At 38.8% G+C, this 19761-nt stretch carries 18 protein-coding genes; 6 read left to right on the top strand and 12 right to left on the bottom strand.

What is annotated here, in order from left to right; translation table 11 throughout:
• Positions 1–556 precede the first annotated feature (556 nt).
• The 7 genes from AC4G3O_RS17115 to AC4G3O_RS17145 form a co-directional block, all read right to left on the bottom strand.
• Positions 557–1924, bottom strand: a complete 1368-nt coding sequence (locus tag AC4G3O_RS17115) for a UDP-N-acetylmuramoyl-tripeptide--D-alanyl-D-alanine ligase (RefSeq protein WP_491136493.1) — start codon at positions 1922–1924, stop codon at positions 557–559.
• Positions 1925–2136: 212 nt separating this feature from the next.
• Entirely contained in the window at positions 2137–3210 is a 1074-nt protein-coding gene (locus tag AC4G3O_RS17120) for a D-alanine--D-alanine ligase (RefSeq protein ID WP_491136494.1), read from the bottom strand.
• Positions 3211–3403: 193 nt separating this feature from the next.
• A complete protein-coding gene (locus AC4G3O_RS17125; protein WP_139892878.1) occupies positions 3404–4171 on the bottom strand; it encodes a hypothetical protein in 768 nt (255 codons plus the stop codon).
• A gap of 391 nt (positions 4172–4562) precedes the next feature.
• A complete protein-coding gene (locus tag AC4G3O_RS17130; protein WP_491136495.1) occupies positions 4563–6929 on the bottom strand; it encodes a penicillin acylase family protein in 2367 nt (788 codons plus the stop codon).
• Positions 6930–7074: 145 nt separating this feature from the next.
• Positions 7075–9486, bottom strand: a complete 2412-nt coding sequence (locus AC4G3O_RS17135; RefSeq protein WP_491136496.1) for a heavy metal translocating P-type ATPase — start codon at positions 9484–9486, stop codon at positions 7075–7077.
• A 74-nt stretch (positions 9487–9560) separates the two neighbouring features.
• Positions 9561–9767 carry a copper chaperone CopZ gene (gene copZ, locus AC4G3O_RS17140; RefSeq protein WP_139892872.1) on the bottom strand — a complete coding sequence of 69 codons (207 nt, stop codon included), beginning with the start codon at positions 9765–9767 and terminating at the stop codon, positions 9561–9563.
• 12 nt (positions 9768–9779) lie between these two features.
• Positions 9780–10115 carry a metal-sensitive transcriptional regulator gene (locus AC4G3O_RS17145; protein ID WP_066102506.1) on the bottom strand — a complete coding sequence of 112 codons (336 nt, stop codon included), beginning with the start codon at positions 10113–10115 and terminating at the stop codon, positions 9780–9782.
• A gap of 181 nt (positions 10116–10296) precedes the next feature.
• Here AC4G3O_RS17145 and AC4G3O_RS17150 point away from each other — a divergent pair, with 181 nt between their 5' ends.
• Complete coding sequence (locus AC4G3O_RS17150) at positions 10297–10905, top strand: histidine phosphatase family protein (RefSeq protein ID WP_175354241.1); 609 nt, start codon at positions 10297–10299, stop codon at positions 10903–10905.
• A 167-nt stretch (positions 10906–11072) separates the two neighbouring features.
• Here the strand turns inward: AC4G3O_RS17150 and AC4G3O_RS17155 are convergent, their stop codons facing one another.
• Both AC4G3O_RS17155 and AC4G3O_RS17160 read right to left on the bottom strand, forming a co-directional pair.
• A complete protein-coding gene (locus tag AC4G3O_RS17155) occupies positions 11073–11882 on the bottom strand; it encodes an AAC(3) family N-acetyltransferase (protein ID WP_491136497.1) in 810 nt (269 codons plus the stop codon).
• Positions 11883–11950: 68 nt separating this feature from the next.
• Complete coding sequence (locus AC4G3O_RS17160; protein WP_490558940.1) at positions 11951–12850, bottom strand: diacylglycerol/lipid kinase family protein; 900 nt, start codon at positions 12848–12850, stop codon at positions 11951–11953.
• Between the two features lie 146 nt (positions 12851–12996).
• On the opposite strand from AC4G3O_RS17160, the gene rraA reads away from it, so the two are divergent.
• Together rraA and AC4G3O_RS17170 are read left to right on the top strand one after the other, a co-directional pair.
• Positions 12997–13482, top strand: a complete 486-nt coding sequence (gene rraA / locus AC4G3O_RS17165; protein WP_066102514.1) for a ribonuclease E activity regulator RraA — start codon at positions 12997–12999, stop codon at positions 13480–13482.
• 526 nt (positions 13483–14008) lie between these two features.
• Positions 14009–15307 (top strand): hemolysin family protein, encoded by a 1299-nt coding sequence (locus tag AC4G3O_RS17170; RefSeq protein WP_066102677.1) that lies wholly within the window; start codon positions 14009–14011, stop codon positions 15305–15307.
• Positions 15308–15581: 274 nt separating this feature from the next.
• On the opposite strand, the gene AC4G3O_RS17175 is transcribed toward AC4G3O_RS17170, so the two are convergent.
• Together AC4G3O_RS17175 and AC4G3O_RS17180 are read right to left on the bottom strand one after the other, a co-directional pair.
• The gene (locus AC4G3O_RS17175; RefSeq protein ID WP_066102518.1) at positions 15582–15878 is read right to left on the bottom strand and encodes a rhodanese-like domain-containing protein; all 297 of its coding nucleotides are present in this window, start codon (positions 15876–15878) and stop codon (positions 15582–15584) included.
• Between the two features lie 88 nt (positions 15879–15966).
• Complete coding sequence (locus AC4G3O_RS17180; protein ID WP_139892867.1) at positions 15967–16221, bottom strand: metal-sensitive transcriptional regulator; 255 nt, start codon at positions 16219–16221, stop codon at positions 15967–15969.
• Positions 16222–16484: 263 nt separating this feature from the next.
• On the opposite strand from AC4G3O_RS17180, the gene AC4G3O_RS17185 reads away from it, so the two are divergent.
• From AC4G3O_RS17185 to AC4G3O_RS17195, 3 genes are read left to right on the top strand one after another with little or no spacing between them, the layout of a single operon-like run.
• Complete coding sequence (locus AC4G3O_RS17185) at positions 16485–17273, top strand: transporter substrate-binding domain-containing protein (RefSeq protein ID WP_066102523.1); 789 nt, start codon at positions 16485–16487, stop codon at positions 17271–17273.
• A gap of 16 nt (positions 17274–17289) precedes the next feature.
• Complete coding sequence (locus AC4G3O_RS17190) at positions 17290–17952, top strand: amino acid ABC transporter permease (protein WP_066102526.1); 663 nt, start codon at positions 17290–17292, stop codon at positions 17950–17952.
• 18 nt (positions 17953–17970) lie between these two features.
• Positions 17971–18711 carry an amino acid ABC transporter ATP-binding protein gene (locus AC4G3O_RS17195; RefSeq protein ID WP_066102530.1) on the top strand — a complete coding sequence of 247 codons (741 nt, stop codon included), beginning with the start codon at positions 17971–17973 and terminating at the stop codon, positions 18709–18711.
• Positions 18712–19174: 463 nt separating this feature from the next.
• On the opposite strand, the gene AC4G3O_RS17200 is transcribed toward AC4G3O_RS17195, so the two are convergent.
• On the bottom strand, positions 19175–19717 hold the full coding sequence (locus tag AC4G3O_RS17200) for an REP-associated tyrosine transposase (RefSeq protein ID WP_066102534.1): 543 nt from the start codon (positions 19715–19717) through the stop codon (positions 19175–19177).
• Positions 19718–19761: the final 44 nt, after the last annotated feature.

The following is a 19761-nucleotide window of genomic DNA, read 5'->3' on the forward strand; positions in this document are numbered from 1 at the left end:
TGTTAACAAAAACAGACCGGGATTGCAAATAATCGCACTTGCAATATTCTATTATGCTATTTGTCCTGCTTCAAATCTTCAAGCTATTAACAGATACCTTTGTGGTTCTAAATTAGCTAATTTAAGAACTGTATTCTCCCTTTTTAAAGCCGTTGATGGGTGAAGAATAGACGCTGCACACTAATCTTGTACACGATAAGTCGTTATAGTCACGATTTGTTTTAAATAAAATAGAGGTTTATAAACATATTTACAGAATTTTGTTTGTAGTACACATAGATGATTTATGCCAGGACTCGATTTATACAAAGCAATCTGATCTTGGTATCAAAATTAAATAAAATATTACATTTACCTACTAATCAATCGATTGATTAACTAACCTAGTTTAGTGTGCAGCATAAAAACGCCAATTAACTAATAAATAACCTCTATTTACATACAGTTATATATTACCCAGATTTCATTCAAATCATGCAGATATGTATGAAATTTTTAAAAATTTCATTCATCCTTAAAGAATGAATGACATCGTGGGATAGTATATCTTTAAGGTTTAGTCTTGAAGGCTACGAACGACTTCTTCAAGTCTCATCCCTCTCGAAGCTTTGACCAACACAATAGAATGTTCATCAATGACTTCTTTTAACTTCAATGATAATTGATCCTTATCACTGAAATGATAAATGCGTTCTTTATTCAAATTTTCTGCAGCACCTTCGGCAATCTTTTCAGCCAATTTACCATACGTAAAGACATAATCAATCTCCTCTGTGATTAATTCACCCATTTTGGAGTGATACATCTCTTCCTCTGGTCCCAATTCAAGCATATCGCCTAGTACAAGAATCTTCTTGCCCGTACCTGTCATCCCTTTCACTAATTCAATAGCTGCTTTAACTGAAGTCGGGCTGGCATTATAAGCATCGTTTATGATTTTTTCGCCTCTCGCTCCAAAGGATACTTCCATCCGCATATTAGATAGTTTTACTTCAGCAAGGCCTGTCGTGAGTTGTTCCCAGGAGACTCCCATCGTTCTGCCAGCAGCTATCGCCGCCAATGCATTCAGCACATTATGATTGCCTAAGAGCGGCAATACGAAAGGATGATTACCATCTACATCAATTGTAAATTCCATTTCATTCTCTCCTGCTTTGCTTTGAACAGGATAATAGTCATTTGTTATGCTGCTGCCAAAGGTAATCTGTTTATAGGCATGCTTGGATACCCTGCTTAGCAGAAGAGGTTCATCCCCATTAAAAATGAGTGTTCCATCCTTCTTTAAACCCTCGACAATTTCCATTTTGGCGTCTGCAATTCCTTCACGAGAACCAAGGTCAAGTAAATGCGCCTCACCAATATTAGTAATAATCGCTACATCAGGTTGCCCAATCTGTGAAAGGAGTGAAATCTCCCCACTGCTGCTCATTCCCATTTCTAGAATCAGGATTTCTGTATCTTCCGGAGCAGACAGAATCGTAAGCGGCAATCCAATGTGGTTGTTATAATTCCCACTTGTTTTATGTACCCGATATTTTGTTTTCATGATTGAGGCAGTCATATCTTTAGTAGTCGTTTTCCCATTACTGCCAGTAATCCCGATTACTTTCGTATCCAACTCATGTAAATACGCTTTAGATAACTGCTGTAATGCCTTTAAACTATCCTTAACAAAAATCAGTGCTCTGTTTTCAGGAGGATTCGGTGCATCTGATTCCCAAAATGAAGCAGCTGCTCCCTGAGCGAATGCTGTCTCTACATGATTATGTCCATTGCTATTTTCACCCTGCAAAGGAACAAATAGATTGCCTTCCTCGATCTTTCTTGTATCATTTGTTACTCCTGAAACAAGTATATCTTTGAAACCTTCATTTATGCTGCCATCTACCATAGCTGCAATTTCAGCCAATGTACGTTTGATCATATTAATCCTCCATTACCCTTTATCATCCCTGAAAAAAAAACAGATACAGCCAATTAAATAATCGGCTGTACAGCATTCCTCTGCCGTTTAATTGAGTATGCATAACCCTATCAATAGTAATAAGCCGGAAATGATGTTCGTAAATCAACCCATCGAGAATATCTAATGCGCAGATTCTACATTTCTCATTTATACAGCCAGGCTACATTATATTAAATAGTATATTTAATTTTTTGCTTTTCAGCATGTCTTTCAATAGCTAAATTAATCAGTTTTTCAATTAATTGCGGATATTCCACTCCAGTGTGGCTCCAAAGTAATGGGAACATACTGAATGGCGTAAATCCTGGCATTGTATTTACTTCATTAATATAAGCTTTTCCGTCATGTGTAAGGAAGAAATCTGCCCTTACAAGCCCGGAACAATCCAATGCTTTGTATGCCTTAATTGCCATGTCATGCAGCATTTGATATTCTTCCTGAGAAATCTCTGCAGGTATTACCAATGCTGTATCGCCATCTTCGTATTTAGCTTTATAGTCATAAAACGCTTTTTTCGGAATAATTTCCCCTGCAACAGAACACTCAGGATAATCATTTCCAATAACGCCAATCTCAACCTCTCTTGCAGTAACACCTTCTTCAATGATTACTTTTCGGTCAAATTGGAATGCCTCTTCAAATGCTTTATGCAGCTCTTCAGCATTTTCACATTTACTGATACCAACACTGGAACCTAAGTTAGCCGGTTTAACAAAACACGGATATCCCAATGCTTTTTCTACCTCTTGGCATACCTTTTCTTCATTTCCGCTCCATTCTGAACGTAAATAAGAAACATAACCAACCTGCCCCAACCCAGCCTGGGCAAATATATTCTTCATGATTACTTTATCCATGCCTGCAGATGAAGCAAGAACACCATTTCCTACATACGGAATGTTAAGCAGCTCGAGCAACCCCTGTACTGTACCATCTTCGCCATTCGGGCCATGCAATAATGGGAAAATAACATCAAATGCATCATCAGATCCGTGTGCAATAATACTGTTAAAACCAGTTGTTTGAACAGCCTGACTTCTGTGGTCAAACTCTAGCTCCTTAACAGATTCAACCGGCCCCTGTAATTGCGGCCCTTTTATCCATTCACCATCTTCATTTATGTAAATCGGATGTATCTCATATTTAGATGAATCCAATGCTTTGATGACTGCCATAGCAGTTTGCATGGATACTTTATGTTCAGCAGATTTCCCACCATATAATAATCCTAGTTTAATTTTCATTGAATTTACCCTCCGTTAGTTGATACATAATATATTGTATCATTTCCTTTTCAGAACATTAAATTAATATGCGACACGTTCCCCTTATAGGCAAAACTTACATTCTTCTTATTATATGCATATTCGAACATAATTTGTGAACCTGAATATCTGTATAATAAATTAGGAAAACCTCCTTAATTTTACAGGAGGTTTATTTTCCATCTATGACCCATTCCTTCATTTTCTTCTGATAAACGAGATTAACAGTTTGCCGTTTTTGGTATATCGTCCTTAATTCATCTCTCAGCTCATCTTCATGCCGATAATCTCCAACAACCCACACTGGAATCTCGATAGTTTGTCTTGTTTGAATTGACTTATGAAAGCTGATGATTACGCCCTCATTAAACAAAGGGGATAACTGTTTCAGAATCTCTGTAGGGATTATTGCGTTCTCTGTTTTTTTTCTACCGCCCAGCCATAATCGATCCGGCTTATTTATCTCCACATGCTCAGGAATTAACTTGGAAATTAACTGGTAAAAATCATTCCAATACCGGTAATAAACTTTATTATAAAAGCCATCCTCTAATGTTAAATAGACAAACCGATTATTTAATTTCGGATAAAAGGGAGATCTTAGATGGTTAAATGTATGTCTGATATACAGGATTTCAGCGATTTCCCATGGAGCTAATTCTTCCAGCCCCTCAATATCCTCAAAATCAATCCAGCTTATATGCCCATACTCCTTCCCACTTTCTTTATAATATTTCTTATATGAGGGAAAGGAAACATAATTAAACTGTGTATGCATATCATATTCAACATCCATAAAAGGATGATCCAATAATAAAACATTTGGCGGCGGCTCTTTCAACGATTGCATAAAACTAAAAAAGTCTATGCCAAATGAAGCTACAAAATGCTCAGCTTCTTGTTTATGAAGGTATATAAAATCTCTTTTACCATGTTTCAATACAAACCCCTCCGGCATGTCTTCATCAATACGATGTTAGGTGGCTATTAGACTATTTTGAGTAGTCAAGCCTGCATCTAATTACCTATCCCCTGCTTATCCTATCGGTGTAAATAGTTTCTCCTTTATTCTAGACGATATTAAACCAAAAAAGATTCAAAAAACCGTAAAAAAATTATATTGTAAAGTTGTTGTAACATTGGTAATCCTTTAATCTGACCTGTAGCAAAAAGTGAGTAGGCACCAGCCTTATTTTTTAAATAAAGATTAAAATTATATAATCCCACTGTTTTAAAAGATTCAAACTTTCTCGTATAAAATTATAAGACTTTTTTCCCAACATTACTAAACTTACGCACCGTTTTAAATTATTTTACTTATTCGGAAAATACTACCTTTTTATTTTTGGTATTAACCGGAGCTTGACTCCATTCTTTTCATTTAGTTTCGTTAGATGATATGTCCCTGTAACCCAATCTTCCATTTGGTTTTGGTACCATTCGCTTCCCAATTGCCCGGACTGTCCTGGTCCGACTATATGTGAGGCCTTGGATAAATCAGAGAGATCCGCAATAAACCTCCATGATCCTCCATGATTAATAGTTCCCTTCGTATCGTAACCAGCTGCCTGAACCGTAACCGCACTTCCCCCACTCTCTAGTTCCCCCTTATAATTAAACACATATTGAAGAGGACTGACTGAGGATAGCGGATGCTTAAATTGAATTTGGTGATAATCCCCCCATCTCCAATTAGAAAGAACCCCTCCCTGTATCTCTTTCCCTTTTGTAACAGCTTTCTTCAAGCTGGTTTCCAGCACCGTCTTTAAGCCACCCTTGTCTTCAATCCAAATACTCTTTTCACCATTTAACGCTTTTCTAAGAAGCTGATCAACAGCTTGCTTTCTGCCTCTGAAAAGGGTGAGCATTTCTTCAGATATATCATCTGCGAATAAGGTGTCCGAGATTTCTGCCATCCATAGTTGGAAGAGTAACGGAGCTGCCATTTCTTTGTCATCCATGTAATTCCAGTCCTCTAAAACATCAATGGCCTCTGTTTCTTTAGTCTCTGATAGTTCTTCTATAAACTTCGGCAGGAACTCCTCCGCCTGCAGATTTCGCTGATCCATTTGCAAATTCTTCATCTCTTCAATCGTTAATTTATCATTGCCTGAAAGAACTTCATCAATCCTCATTTGGCGATAGGGCTGGGCCCAATCATGGCTTATATGATACGGATAGTGTTCATCTGTTACTTTATTGTTAGCCGTTGATATGTATCCTTTTTCAGCATTAATCGTACGCGGTAATTCGTTGTATGGAATATATCCAACCCACTCATTTTCTCCCGTCCAGCCTTCTACCGGTAAAAGAGCATCCTGCTTATCTTTTCGAATAGGAATCTTCCCATTAGCCTTATAAGCAATTGTTCCTTCCTTTGAGGCAAAGACAAAATTTTGTGCCGGCGATTCAAAATCCTCCAGCGCTTTTTCGAATTCGGTCCAATCTTTTGATTTACCCATATTAAGCACGGCTTCCAGCTCATTTGAGGTTTGCAAAGCGGTCCACTTTAAAGCCAAAACATGCTCCTTGCCAACACTTCCTAAAAATTCTGAGATGACAGGCCCATGACGTGTAATGGTTATTTTAAAATCCTCCGATTTCTGTCCTTTTATCTTTATCTTCTCATGAATAACCTGAGCTTTTTCCCATTCTTTTTTGTAAAGAAATTCATCTTCCTGTTCAGGGTTTCTCTTCTCAATATATAAATCCTGTACATCAGGACCCACATTCGTAACTCCCCATGCAATAGTTAGGTTATGACCTAAAATGATTCCAGGAATACCGGCAAATATGACACCGCTAACATTATAGCCAGGCCCTTCCAAATGATTTTGATACCAAACAGAGGGGGTGGCCAAAGATAAATGTGGATCATTCGCCAATAATGGTTCTCCAGATTGGGTCTTCTCACCTGAGACTACCCAATTATTGCTTCCGTTATATTCATTCGGGACAACAGAAGAAGATAAACTGCCTTCTATGTCGAGTTCATCCTTGGTTATATTCACTGGTGCTCCTGCAGGGTAGCTTGGGAATAGTTCATATGCTTTTTCCTTCGGGAAACTTTGCAGCAAATAGTGACGAAAAGCCTGACTGTTCCAGTTTCCTCCCAAATCAAAAGCCATATACTTACCAATCGTCAGTGAATCAATCGGAGTCCACTCCTCTGGCTCATACCCAAGAAAGGTAAATTCTATCGGCCATTTCCCTTTGGCCTTTTTTTCTTTTATGTAGGCATTTACACCCTCAGCAAATGACTGAAGTATTTCTCTTGCCTCCGGTGAATAGGATTCATAAGAATCTTCAGCAGCTCTCCTCAAACCTAGCGTTCGGAAATATTTATCGTTTTTAAGCATGGCTTCCCCTATTACTTCACTTAATCTGCCTGATGCCTGCCTTCTTGATAAATCCATTTGAAACATCCTATCCTGAGCCTGTACATAACCTTGGGCAAAAAATAAATCCTGTGTATCATCGGCCTTTATATGCGGAACTCCTTCTTGATCACGCAAAACCTCTACCTCATTATGTAAACCCAAAAGTTCAAGTTCACCTTCCATTTGCGGTAAAGGCCGTTTAACAAAATAAACCGCTCCCAGTGAACCAATTATAAGAATGACTACTAAAATAGCAATTACCCATAAACTAATTTTCTTCCCCTTTGACACCCGTTTCCTTGGAATCTCCATTTCCATAATATCCCACCTCTCATGCTTTTTACATTCTATAAAAGATGAGAGTTTCCTTTATTTGTTTTAAACCATTGCCTCAGCTGCTTATACTTGTTATACAACGCAAAAAAATGCCGACACTTACCATGTCGGCATTTCCTCACTCTATTTACTTTAGCTTAATTCGTTGAAGGCGCAGGGCATTTAAGACAACACTCACCGAACTGAATGCCATAGCACCACCTGCCAACCAAGGGGCGAGCAGTCCCATAAACGCCACTGGAATTCCAAGGGTATTATAGCCAAAAGCCCAAAATAGATTTTGTTTAATATTACGCATCGTCTGCTTACTTAAATAAAACGCATCTGCAATTCCATTTAAGTCGCCCTTCATCAAGGTAATGTCCGCTGCTTCTATTGCAATATCTGTACCTGTTCCGATAGCAATACCGATATCGGCCAACGCTAGGGCCGGAGCATCATTAATTCCGTCGCCGACCATCGCTACTTTTCTTCCTTCAGATTGGAATCTTTTAATCTGATTCGCCTTTCCTTCTGGAAGAACTTCAGCAATCACATGTTGAATACCCGCCTGCTTTGCGATTGTCTCCGCGGTGCTCTGATTATCTCCTGTAATCATCCACACCTCGATGCCCATATCCCTTAGACGTTGCACCGCCTGTCCGGATGTCTCTTTAATCGTATCAGCAACAGCAATGATACCAGCCACATTTCCATTCACCGCGGCAATCATCGCCGTTTTCCCTTCTTTCTCAAGATCCTCCATAAAAGGCTGAGTTGAGGTGATATCAAGCTGATTAGCCGTCATCCATTTTCTCGTTCCTACCAGGACTTTATCCTGCCCAACAGAAGCGCGAATTCCAAATCCAGGAGTACTTTGAAAATCTACTGCCTCTGTAAGCTCCAGATTATGTTCATGGGCTGCTTCGACTATTGCCTGTGCTAGAGGATGCTCGGATGGTTTCTCTGCTGCCGCTATGAGTTTTAACAGTTTTTCCTGCTCCCAATTTCCGATTGGTATAATATCCGTTAAAATCGGTTTACCATTCGTTATTGTCCCTGTCTTATCCAACAGTACGGTATTAATCTGATGAGCGGTCTCTAAATGCTCTCCGCCTTTAAATAAAATACCAAATTCAGCTGCCCGGCCAGACCCAGACATTATGGATGTCGGCGTAGCCAACCCTAACGCACATGGACAGGCTATTACAAGAACAGCAATCATATTTTCTAGTGCCGTAGTGAAATTTCCACGATCCACGATAAAATACCATGCTATAAATGTCAAAACGGCTATTCCCACTACAATCGGAACAAAGATACCTGATATTTTATCCGCTAACCGCTGAATTGGAGCTTTCGAACCCTGTGCCTGTTCAACCACTCTAATAATTTGGGATAGGGCTGTATCTTTACCCACTTTAATGGCTTTCATCTTTAATGCACCATTTTTATTAATGGTGGCTCCGAAGACTTGGTCCCCTGGATTTTTATCAACCGGAACACTTTCACCCGTTAACATGGATTCATCCACAGCTGAGCTGCCATCGAGCACTTCACCATCTACTGGAATTCTCTCTCCGGGTTTCACATAGATTAAGTCCCCTACTACTACATCGGCAAGCGGAACTTTCACTTCTTTTTGATCACAAATGACAATCGCCGTTTTAGGCTGCAAGCCAATCATCTTCTTAATCGCATCTGATGTACGGCCTTTTGCCTTAGCCTCAAATAATTTACCCAGTAAAATTAAAGTTATTAAAATGGCACTTGTTTCAAAATAAAGATGCGGCATCTCAGCATGATGATGCCCACTTTTTACTATAGATTCATATAAACTATAAAAATAGGCAGCAGATGTACCAAGCACCACTAATACATCCATGTTGGCACTGCCATTTCGCAGAGCCTTATAGGCCCCTTTATAAAATTGCCAACCAATAATGAATTGAACAGGTGTCGCTAAAGCCAACTGAACCCACGGATTCAGTAAAATATCCGGTATATACATCCAGGAGGTAAAAGAAAAATGGGCTACCATCGTCCATAATAGTGGCAATGAAAGGAAAGCAGCTGCTATAAACCTAAGCTGTTGTTTTTTTATAGCCGATTGCCTCGGGTCTTCACTTTCCTGTTTATGCTGTTCCTTTGGTGAAGCACCATAGCCTAGTTTTTCTATTTTGGCAATGAGATCTTCCTCAGATAACTCACTGCTAGAATATTCAATCGTGCCTGATTCCAAGGCCAGATTTATATTGGCAATTAAGACACCCTCCGTCTTGTTCAATACCTTTTCAATTCTTGCTGAACAGGCGGCGCAGGTCATTCCGGTAATCATTAGTTCCGATACTCTAGTCGTAACCCCGTACCCTAGCTTTTCTATTTTTCCTCTTAAATCGTTCGCTGATAAGAGAGTAGGATCATAAAGAATAGCAGATGTTTCAGTGGCTAAGTTCACATTTACCTCTTTAACTCCCTCCATTTTCCCCAGTACCTTTTCAATCCTTGCTGAACAGGCGGCACAGGTCATTCCCGTAATCTGCAAATGGACATGCTTCATAAACTCACCACCTTATTGTTGAACTTGCATTATTTAAATAGGGCGTGGCTTAGCCTATTAATTCGAATCATATATTAATCGACATCATATCCTTGTTCATCAATAGATTCTTTAATTGTTTCTAGATTAACCATTGCCGGGTCATATTGGACTTCCACTTTTCCCGTATCCAATGTAACCTTCACAGAACTAACTCCGTTTAACTCACTTACACTGCCTTCGACTGCTTTCACACAATGCCCGCAGGACATACCTTTTACATTTAAGATCGTTGTTTCCATTTTAAATTCCTCCTATTTTTTCATTAATTTTTGTATGGTAATTAATACTTCATCGAGTACTTCCATATCACCCTGTTGAATTCTTTCTGCCACACATGATTTCATATGGCCTTCAAGCATCAACTTTCCAACAGCATTCAGGGCTGATTGTGTAGCTGCAATCTGGGTTATAATATCATCGCAATATACATCCTTTTCAATCATGCCTTTAATCCCTCTAATCTGCCCTTCAACCCTATTTAAACGACTGATCAAATTTTTTTTTACGTTATCAGAATGATGGCTTTTTCGTTCTTGGTCATGATGGCAATGATTACCCATATCTTCAGTAATCTCTATCTCGCTCATAGTGACCTCCCTCCCGTTTTTCTATTATTAAATATACTATACCCCCCTATAGTATATTCTTCAACGTTTATCACTTATGATCGATCTTTTTAAAATTAGACTGACAATCCATTGTTTTTCTATCCAACCTTGATTGCGTTATACTTATGATTATTCACAAATTGCAAAGGAGACATGTACGTTGCTAACAATCTACTTAACTAGACATGGACTTACAGAATGGAATGTCAATCGTATTATGCAAGGCTGGGGAAATGGCGAACTGACCGAAAAAGGTATTAATGATGCAAAAGCTCTTGGAAAGAGGCTTGCTGATGTAAAACTTGATAAAGTGTACAGCAGTACATCAAAACGTGCTTATGAAACAGCTCAATATATCATCGGTGATCGTGAGATTAGCCTGATTAAGGAAGATGACTTACGTGAAATGCATTTTGGAGATTGGGACGGGCGCATTAGAGATGAGATTGAGGCAGAATTTCCTGAGGAATTTAAAATCTTTTGGGAAACGCCACATTTATTTGAGACAGAAACAGGTGAAACCTTTAATCAGCTCAAGAAAAGAGCTGTCGATGTGTTCGAAAGAATTATAAACGAAAACCCTTCCGGTACCATCCTTATTGTGACCCATTCTATTTTCCTGCGTGTTCTGCTTACGCATATTAAAAACACACCACTTTCAGATGTCTTTAAAGCGACACCGCCAGGGAATACAAGTTTAACGAAGCTTGAATTTCATGATGGTAAAATGGAACTTTTATTCGAAAATGATATGCAGCACGTAGAATAAATAATCCAAGAGGCTTTCCCATAGTCAAGTTATTGGGAAAGCCTCTTTTTGTACAGGATAGATGTGGAGATCAGTGAGGAAGTTTAATCAAGTTCGAGACAGTCATCAAGAAAAAAAGACACGACAAATAAAAGAACACTTTCATTCTTGGGTAATCAACTATAAAGCTAAACCTTCGCCTTCGCTTCATTTTTAAAAAACTCCACCGCATAATCAACTGCCTCACAAAAGGAAAACAACTTGGAATCAGCACTGCCGATTTTACCTTTCCTAACGGAGTACTGTTGTTCGAAAGCATTTCCGATTGTATCAAATTCAGTATCATCATATTCAATATCCGTATACTCCACCCATTTCCGCTCTCCATCTACAAGAATGGGAGTACCTTTTTGGATTACTTCCCTGGTACCTGATCGATATTCTGCCAGATGAAAACAGGTGTTCGTTTCATAGCTCGTTCCGATGAACAGGACATGAGCATCTAAATCATAAAGTTTTCTTAGTGGAGATCCTTCACCCAATCCATTTTCCAATTGATGATTGGCAAGGATTTCACCATTACGCTTACCCCATGCAGTAAACGAAACATTTGGATGGTTGCTTCTTAAAACACCTGGATATGTACGAAATAGTTCTGCAATTTTCCCCATGCCATATGTAGGTGTAACAGCAGGTTCAAAAGCTGGCATTGTATTTCTCACGGTTTCCCACCATTCCCAAGGGATTGGTGGGTTCAACCATTCAGCTGGGTCTGACAAATCCGCAGATTGAGCCGGCATGATAATGGTTCCTTCTTCTGTAACCGAATCCATCAATGCCTGAATAATGGCAACAGCCCCTCCATTCACCCATCCAACTGATGATAGCGAGGAATGAACAAGGACATTCATACCTCTTTTTAACCCCATTTTGCGCATATCAGTACGTAGCATCTCTCTTGTACGGGGGAATGGTGTATTTTCTATCAACTTAGACATAAATTCACTTCCGATTCTGGCTTTTCTACCATTTTAAAGGAAAAGGTATACTTTGTAACCCCAAGATACTAATAACCCTTGATCATGTGTATATGATGCTTTAGGATTTCCATAGTTGCGGGAGTTTCCAAATAAATTTCGCCATCTGTGTCCGCTTCCAGAACTTCTTCTGTTTCAATTGACAATGATTTCGTCTGCAAATGGAACAGCCTTGTTTCAGCATCATTTAGGTTTATATCAGGAGAATTAAGTGAAAATAAATCAAGAAACGCACCAAATGATGATTCTTTCACTACTAATACATCAAATAATCCATCATCCATATTAATGGATGGCAGAGGGATTTGATTAGATCCAATGAATTTCCCATTCAGCACCATGATCATGACTGCCTCATCTTCATACTCACCTTGATCAGTCTTCATTTTATAATGAAATGTCTCTGCCTCTTTCACCGTTCGTAATGCACTAATAAAGTAACTCATTTTCCCCATTAATCTCTTTTGGTTTTCATCAATATTGCTTGATGTATGGGTGATTAGCCCGATCCCCCAAAAATTAAGAAAGTAGTGGTCATCATTAACTTTTCCTACATCTACCGGAACTTGTTGGCCACTCATGATTGTCTCTGCCGCTTTTTTTAGATTTTGCGGGATATTAAGCATTCTGCTGAAATCATTACATGTACCACCCGGCAAAATAGCTAAAACAGGCCTCTTATCCAGAGCAGCAAGCCCATTGACAGCTTCATGTACCGTTCCATCTCCACCAAGGATAATAACAAGGTCATATTCTTCCCCAAGCTTAAGACAGATTTTTTTGGTTTCACCTGCCTCTTCCGTTTGCACCACTTTTAATTCTTTCGTTTCAGTACTAATTACAGGGAGTACGGCGGCAAGTGCCCGATCTGTTTCTGTCTGACCGGCAGAACCATTGTAAATAAATAGTACCTTATTAAACATACTCATTATTTTTTCTCCTTATCTTCAGAAAACTTGTATCTCTTATATTCCCATGAAGCCGGTATTTAGAAACATTCATCTCTTAATAAATGGAAAATTTACAGAAAATTCAATATAATTAACTTGCAACTAAATTTTGAAAGGATGTTTCCATGAAAACGGCTGATTTATGTGATGAGTACGCTGACAGGTTAAGTCTATGTAAAACCCCTTTCTATTCTTATGGTAAGAAAAAGGAATTTCAGGGCGAAATACGAACCGTTGAGGTATATGAAGACAATTCAATGGTAAAAGAAAGCTTGGAAACGATTGAGCCTGGAACTATTTTAGTTGTAGATGGTGGGGGCTCTCTAAATTGTGCATTATTGGGTGACCAGTTGGCAGCCATTGCAGCTGAGAGAAAAATAAACGGAATCATTATTAATGGCTGTGTCCGGGATTCAGCTGACTTGGCCCATATAGAAGTTGGAATAAAAGCGATTGGAACATGCCCATTTAAAAGTAAAAAGAGAGGCGAAGGTACAAAAGGCGGAACACTATCATTCGGAAACGTAGAATGGACTCCTGGACAATTTGTGTATGCTGATGATGATGGGATTATTATTTCAGAAAAACCATTGGAATCCAAGTCGGGATAAATATATCTCGGCTTTTTTGATGAGTCGAAAGTCATTATTTCCACTTAAAACGAACACTTGTTCTTATTGTTACTAAATGTATGCTATAATGAACTAGCAAAAGTCACTTCCATTAAGTAGACACCAACCATCCGAAATGGAGTGATGTCCCATGTCAATCTTTGAGACATTTATGGTAACATTCAGCTTTGCCACCTTACTTCTAACAGTAATCACGATAAATAATAAAAAATAGACCTCACTGCTCTAAAAAGATAGTGAGGCCTAAAAAAATCAATACTCGTCTCCGTTAAGGAGTGGCTTTTGCAGAATCATGAATGCCCACCATTCATGATTCTTTCTATTTAAAGAGTATCATAAAGATTGAGCAAAGTCACTTACAGGAGTATCCTGTTTATATGTGTATTTTTTCCCATATGTCGCAAAAAAGTTTAAACCCGTTCCTGATGGTGAAGAAATATACAAAGGGATATTTGTCAGGAGGTGAATCTTTACTCCGGACGGGTAAAGAGATTGAATGGAGACGATGGACATAGTTAATATAGTTTTACTTTTATTTTTATTGGTGAGTACGATGTTCTTTGTGGCATCAGAGTTTGCCATTGTTAAGGTCCGTGCGACCAGAATAGATCAGCTTGTTGCAGAAGGAAATCGAAAAGCAATGGCAGCCAAGAGGGTCGTAACACATTTAGATGAATATTTGTCAGCGACACAACTTGGGATTACGATTACATCATTAGGGATCGGTTGGCTTGGGGAGCCCACCGTTAAACATCTCATTGATCCCCTATTTGAAAAATTGCACATCCAGGATTCTGTAGCAAGTATTATTTCCTTTGTGATTGCATTTTCTATTATTACCTTTTTACATGTTGTAGTGGGAGAATTGGCGCCTAAATCCGTTGCGATTCAAAAAGCAGAAACGATTACAATGAATTTCGCACGGCCGCTTATTATGTTTTATAGAGTGATGTTTCCGATTATATGGGCATTGAACCATTCTGCCCGATTTATCACAAGCCTATTTGGCATTAAACCGGCTAGCGAAGGAGACATTGCCCATTCTGAAGAAGAGTTGCGGATGATTCTGACTGACAGTTATAAAAAGGGAGAAATCAATCAATCTGAATTTAAATATGTAAACAATATCTTTGAATTTGATGATCGGATTGCCAGAGAAATCATGGTGCCTCGAACAGAAATTCAAACGTTTCAAAAGGATGATATTTTAGAAGATATTGTTGCTTCTTTAAATAATGAACAATATACGCGCTATCCCGTTACAGATGGAGATAAAGATACGATTATTGGATTTGTGAATGTTAAAGAATTACTAACAGCCAGTCTTAGAAGCGGTTTGAAAACAGATATGCCAATCCGTGATTATGTTAAACCACTTATCACGGTAATTGAAACGATTCCTATTCACGATTTACTTGTGAAAATGCAGAAGGAACGCATACACATAGCCGTGTTACTTGATGAGTACGGCGGTACTTCCGGTATTGTTACGGTTGAGGATATTCTTGAAGAAATCGTTGGGGAAATCCGCGATGAGTTCGATACAGATGAGCTACCAGAGATTCGTAGAATAGGTGACTATCATTATATTCTAGATGCAAAAATGCTATTGTCTGAGATTGAGGATTTGCTTGGAATACAAATGGACTATCCGGATGTAGATACATTAGGCGGTTGGTTTTTAACTCATAAAATCGATGCAGCCATTGGGGATACATTGGAAGAGGATGGATTCATCTTTACTGTAGAGGATGCTGAAGATCACCATCTTTTATATATTGAAGTGAAAAAAGCATCCGAGTAAATAATAAAAGGAGCATACACACTGAATGGTTGTATGCTTATTGCTAGAATAGTAAGTTAGTATTATGAACCCATTTTTATTAAGATTTTGTTGATTACATTTGGATTTTCCTATTATATAGGAGCAAAGAATTTAATTGGATCCAGTAAACTGATATGGACATCAATAAAAAACATTAGGATTCTATTAATTCACCTGAACTCAATTAATTTCAAAAAAATGATTGCAAAAAAAGACGAGAATGGGATAGACCCCAAGTTCTCGTCTTTTCTTATTATTCAGTTTTCCCTTCCCACTCTAGCATGCCACCATTCATATTGGTCACATCGTATCCTTCAGATTCAAGGAACTGAACAGCTCTGGCGCTTCTTCCTCCTGCATGGCAAACAACTATATATTCTTTTGATTTATCTAACTCATTCATCCGAAATTCAAGCAGGCCTAATGGAATATTAACCGCTGTTGGAATTTTCCCGTTACGTACTTCATCTACTTCACGAACATCAATAATATTTAAGGACTGCCCTTCAGCTAGTTTTGCTTCCACTTCTTGTGGCTCAATTGTTTTCATCGTACTGATTCCGCCTCCTTTAAGATTTCAACGTAACATTACCCCTATAGGTATATCAAATTTTATTAAAAAAAGCCAACCGAAACTCTCAGCGACTTTTGACCAACAGATGCACTGCTTCATTCACTAACTTTTCCTTCTCTACATCTTCCGCATTTTCCACGCACTCAATAAGGTTACTGCTGACAATGACTCCAATTGTCTTGTCTACTGCAGACCTTACCGCAGATAACTGAGTCACGACTTCTTTGCAATCTTTTCCATCCTCCATCATTTTAAGTATCCCGCGTAATTGACCTTCCATCCTCTTAATACGGTTTTTGACTTTATCATCATATTCCATCTGAAAATCACTCCTTAAGTTATTCAAATCTATATCAGCGATAAATTCATCTTTCAGCTTCTTCTTTATACTATTTATTCCCTATTAATTAGTATCAGTATACCTGAAAATCTCAGCGTATTCTATGATGACATACAGGTCCTTCTTCTTACTATTTGCTATTCCAATAAAGTTGTTTTTTAGTATTTTGGTTAATTACTGGCATTAATGGGTATTTAGTTAGAAAGCAAGCTCTATTGACACTGAAAGGAGATTCAACTGGAATGAAAAAAAATATTCTTCCGTTTATCTTTCTACTCCTTCTGCTAGGTTCCTTGACTGCCTGTGCAGAAAAGGAGCAAATGGCAAGCGGGGCAGAATTGATTAATAACGATCAATTCGTTTTCACCGCTTCCGGGGAATTTAAGCCCTTCAGCTATATGAACGATGATATGACAATGACTGGCTTTGATATTGAAGTTGGGGAAGCCATCGCTAAACAATTGGGGCTTGAGCCTGTCCAAAAACAAATGAAATTCAAGGGAATTGTTGAAGGTGTAAAAACTGGGAGAGCTGATGCCGCAGTGGCCAGCCATACCATTAATGAGGCACGTTCAAAATTCGTCCTCTTTTCCACTCCCTACTACTATTCAGGACCACAAATTTTCACCCGTCCAGACAGTGATATCAAGACAGTTGAAGATTTAAAAGGGAAAGAAGTTGCAGCCGCCAAAGGATCTACATATGCAGACACTGCGAGCAGATATACATCAGATATTAAAACATACGATAGTGATGTGACTGCACTCAAGGCATTAAGCAATGGCCGACATGATGCTGTCATTACCGATTTTGTCACTGGGAAAACCGCTGCCAAAGAAGGCTTCAAAATTGTTGGACAACAGCTGATTGAACGAAGTGAGCAAGCTATAGTGCTTCCACAGGATAATCCAAAACTTCTTGAAGAGGTTAATAAAGCACTTGAGGAACTGCGCAAAAACGGTACTCTATCAAAAATTAGTATGAAATACTTTGGCGAAGATATTACTCAAAAACCAGATAATAAAGAATGAAAGGGAGCTGTTACGATTGCAAGATTTATCACACTTTTTTCAAACATTAGTTGATACCCGCGGGGTATTCTTCGATGCACTTCTGTTAACTCTTGAATTGACTGTCGTCTCCATCATAATCGGAATTATAATAGGACTATTTGTAGCTTTACTTAAAATCTCGAAAATTAAATTGCTCGGTTACATTTCCGATGCTTATATATATCTTGTTCGCGGAACCCCGTTAATTGTCCAAATTTTCATTCTTTATTTTGGGTTCAGCGGCATCTTTCTTATACCGGATTTCTGGGCAGCATCATTGGCTCTCGCCTTTCATAACGGGGCCTATATTGCTGAGATTTTCCGGGGAACAATTCAATCCATTGATAAAGGACAAATGGAGGCTGGCCGCTCGCTTGGTATGACACGCGGACTCGCCATGCGCCGAATCATTTTCCCTCAAGCCTTACGAAGAGCCCTCCCGCCACTCGGTAACCAATTTATTATCGGTCTAAAGGATTCTTCTCTCGCTGCTTTCATCTCATTGAATGAGCTGTTTAATGTGGCGACCACTCTCGGATCCAATAATTTTGACGAGATGACCTATTTACTCATTGTTGCTGTCTACTATCTAATATTGGTTGCTGTGTTAACACTGGGTCTTCGAGCACTTGAAAAAAGAATGGCAATTAGCGATTAGTAAGAGGGGGAAACAAAAATGAATGAATTACGAGAAATGATAAAAGTCGAAAATCTGAATAAATCCTTTGGAGATCTGCATGTATTAAAAGATATTAGTTTGACTGTCTATGAAAGCGATGTTGTCTGTTTACTTGGTTCAAGCGGATCTGGTAAAAGTACATTGCTGCGCTGCTTAAATTATCTTGAAAAAAAGGATAGCGGCTCCATCATTATTGAAGGTGAACAAATCGAAACAACAACCCATAATATTAATGAAGTACGCCAAAAAATCGGGATGGTCTTTCAGCACTTTAACCTCTTTCCTCATAAGACTGTACTGGAAAATATAATTGAAGCACCTATTATGGTAAAGAAAATAGCCAAAGATACAGCTAAACAAGAAGCATTAGAGCTATTAAAAAAGGTTGGCCTTGATGACAAGGCAGATGTTTACCCAAATAAACTATCCGGTGGACAAAAGCAACGTGTAGCCATCGCCCGTGCCCTGGCGATGAAACCTGATATCATGCTATTCGATGAACCAACCTCTGCCCTGGATCCAGAGCTGGTTGGTGAAGTATTGACCACCATGAAGGAACTCGCCCAGGATGGAATGACGATGGTTATTGTCACTCACGAAATGGGCTTTGCACGCGAAGTTGCTGACCAAATCCTCTTTATGCACGAAGGAAACATCCTGGAAAAAGGCACTCCTGAGCAAATATTTGAAAATCCTAAAGAAGAACGGACACGAGAGTTCTTTGGAAGTCAGTTATAATATCCCTAACTATGTTGAACCCTCCATCAATGGGAGGGTTTTTTTACGTATTTTAGCTTCGTCATGGACTTCAACTACCTATCACCCGCCTTTACCCCGGTATAGCTGGTCCATAGGTGCCTCATAGCTCGGGGATAGGTGCTTCCCTCTGGACTTCAACCGCCTTTCACCCACCTTTACCCCGGTATAGCTGGTTCATAGGTGCCTCATAGCTCGGGAATAGGTCCTTTCCTCCGGACTTCAACCACCTTTCACCCTCCTTTACCCCGGTATAGCCGGTCCATAGGTGCCTCATAGCTCGGCTAGAGCTCAGCTTTCCCCCGGACTTCACCTGCCTTTCACCCACCTTCCACATAATATAGGGAACTTTTTATGACTGCATAAAGGTGGACCAGAAATGCTCATATGCTCTTCCACAAAAAAAGTGCTCAATGAATGAGCACCTTTTAGTCTATGACAACCATTATGATTGTTTTTCAATGAATTTTTTATATAATTCTTTTGAATTATTTGGATAAAAAGAATAGGTAGTATCCGTTTCGATTAGTGGATGATTGCGAGGTGAGTGATTGGAGAATGTGGCATAGCTGCTCCACTGATAATCCTGAGGGTTTGTAACCAATCCTGCCACAACAGGATTTATATGGATATATTTACTGACATTTAAAAAATCATTTGAGCTATCAACGATTCTGAAATAGTAACTTGCTTGAAATACATGCCCCTGAGATTTGTAGGTATGGTTAAAATACATGGCATATCTTTGTTGAATGGTTTGCATGATTTTGCTTAAAGGAGAATTGGAGGTTTCTAAGAGAAGGTGAAAGTGGTTGTTCATAAGGCAGTACGCATGGAGTTTAAAATCATATTTACTATGGGCTTCAGCAAGAATAATCATGAATCTATGCTTATCGATCATATTATGGAATATTGGCTCCTTTCTAACCCCTCTATTGGTAATGTGATAAATTGAAGTTATTTCAAATTGATTCAGAGTGTTGGACAAGTATTTTTCCTCCTTAATAAGTTAATACATTACTCTTTCGTTCA

Source organism: Bacillus sp. z14 (2026), from assembly GCF_058313575.1.

Bases quoted from the DNA above. Each gene is read 5' to 3' on its own strand.
- AC4G3O_RS17115 (WP_491136493.1), bottom strand. From the start codon at position 1,924: ATGATCAAACGTACATTGGCTGAAATTGCAGCTATGGTAGATGGCAGC.
- AC4G3O_RS17120 (WP_491136494.1), bottom strand. From the start codon at position 3,210: ATGAAAATTAAACTAGGATTATTATATGGTGGGAAATCTGCTGAACAT.
- AC4G3O_RS17130 (WP_491136495.1), bottom strand. From the start codon at position 6,929: ATGGAAATGGAGATTCCAAGGAAACGGGTGTCAAAGGGGAAGAAAATT.
- AC4G3O_RS17135 (WP_491136496.1), bottom strand. From the start codon at position 9,486: ATGAAGCATGTCCATTTGCAGATTACGGGAATGACCTGTGCCGCCTGT.
- copZ (WP_139892872.1), bottom strand. From the start codon at position 9,767: ATGGAAACAACGATCTTAAATGTAAAAGGTATGTCCTGCGGGCATTGT.
- AC4G3O_RS17145 (WP_066102506.1), bottom strand. From the start codon at position 10,115: ATGAGCGAGATAGAGATTACTGAAGATATGGGTAATCATTGCCATCAT.
- AC4G3O_RS17155 (WP_491136497.1), bottom strand. From the start codon at position 11,882: ATGTCTAAGTTGATAGAAAATACACCATTCCCCCGTACAAGAGAGATG.
- AC4G3O_RS17160 (WP_490558940.1), bottom strand. From the start codon at position 12,850: ATGAGTATGTTTAATAAGGTACTATTTATTTACAATGGTTCTGCCGGT.
- rraA (WP_066102514.1), top strand. From the start codon at position 12,997: ATGAAAACGGCTGATTTATGTGATGAGTACGCTGACAGGTTAAGTCTA.
- AC4G3O_RS17170 (WP_066102677.1), top strand. From the start codon at position 14,009: ATGGACATAGTTAATATAGTTTTACTTTTATTTTTATTGGTGAGTACG.
- AC4G3O_RS17175 (WP_066102518.1), bottom strand. From the start codon at position 15,878: ATGAAAACAATTGAGCCACAAGAAGTGGAAGCAAAACTAGCTGAAGGG.
- AC4G3O_RS17180 (WP_139892867.1), bottom strand. From the start codon at position 16,221: ATGGAATATGATGATAAAGTCAAAAACCGTATTAAGAGGATGGAAGGT.
- AC4G3O_RS17185 (WP_066102523.1), top strand. From the start codon at position 16,485: ATGAAAAAAAATATTCTTCCGTTTATCTTTCTACTCCTTCTGCTAGGT.
- AC4G3O_RS17195 (WP_066102530.1), top strand. From the start codon at position 17,971: ATGAATGAATTACGAGAAATGATAAAAGTCGAAAATCTGAATAAATCC.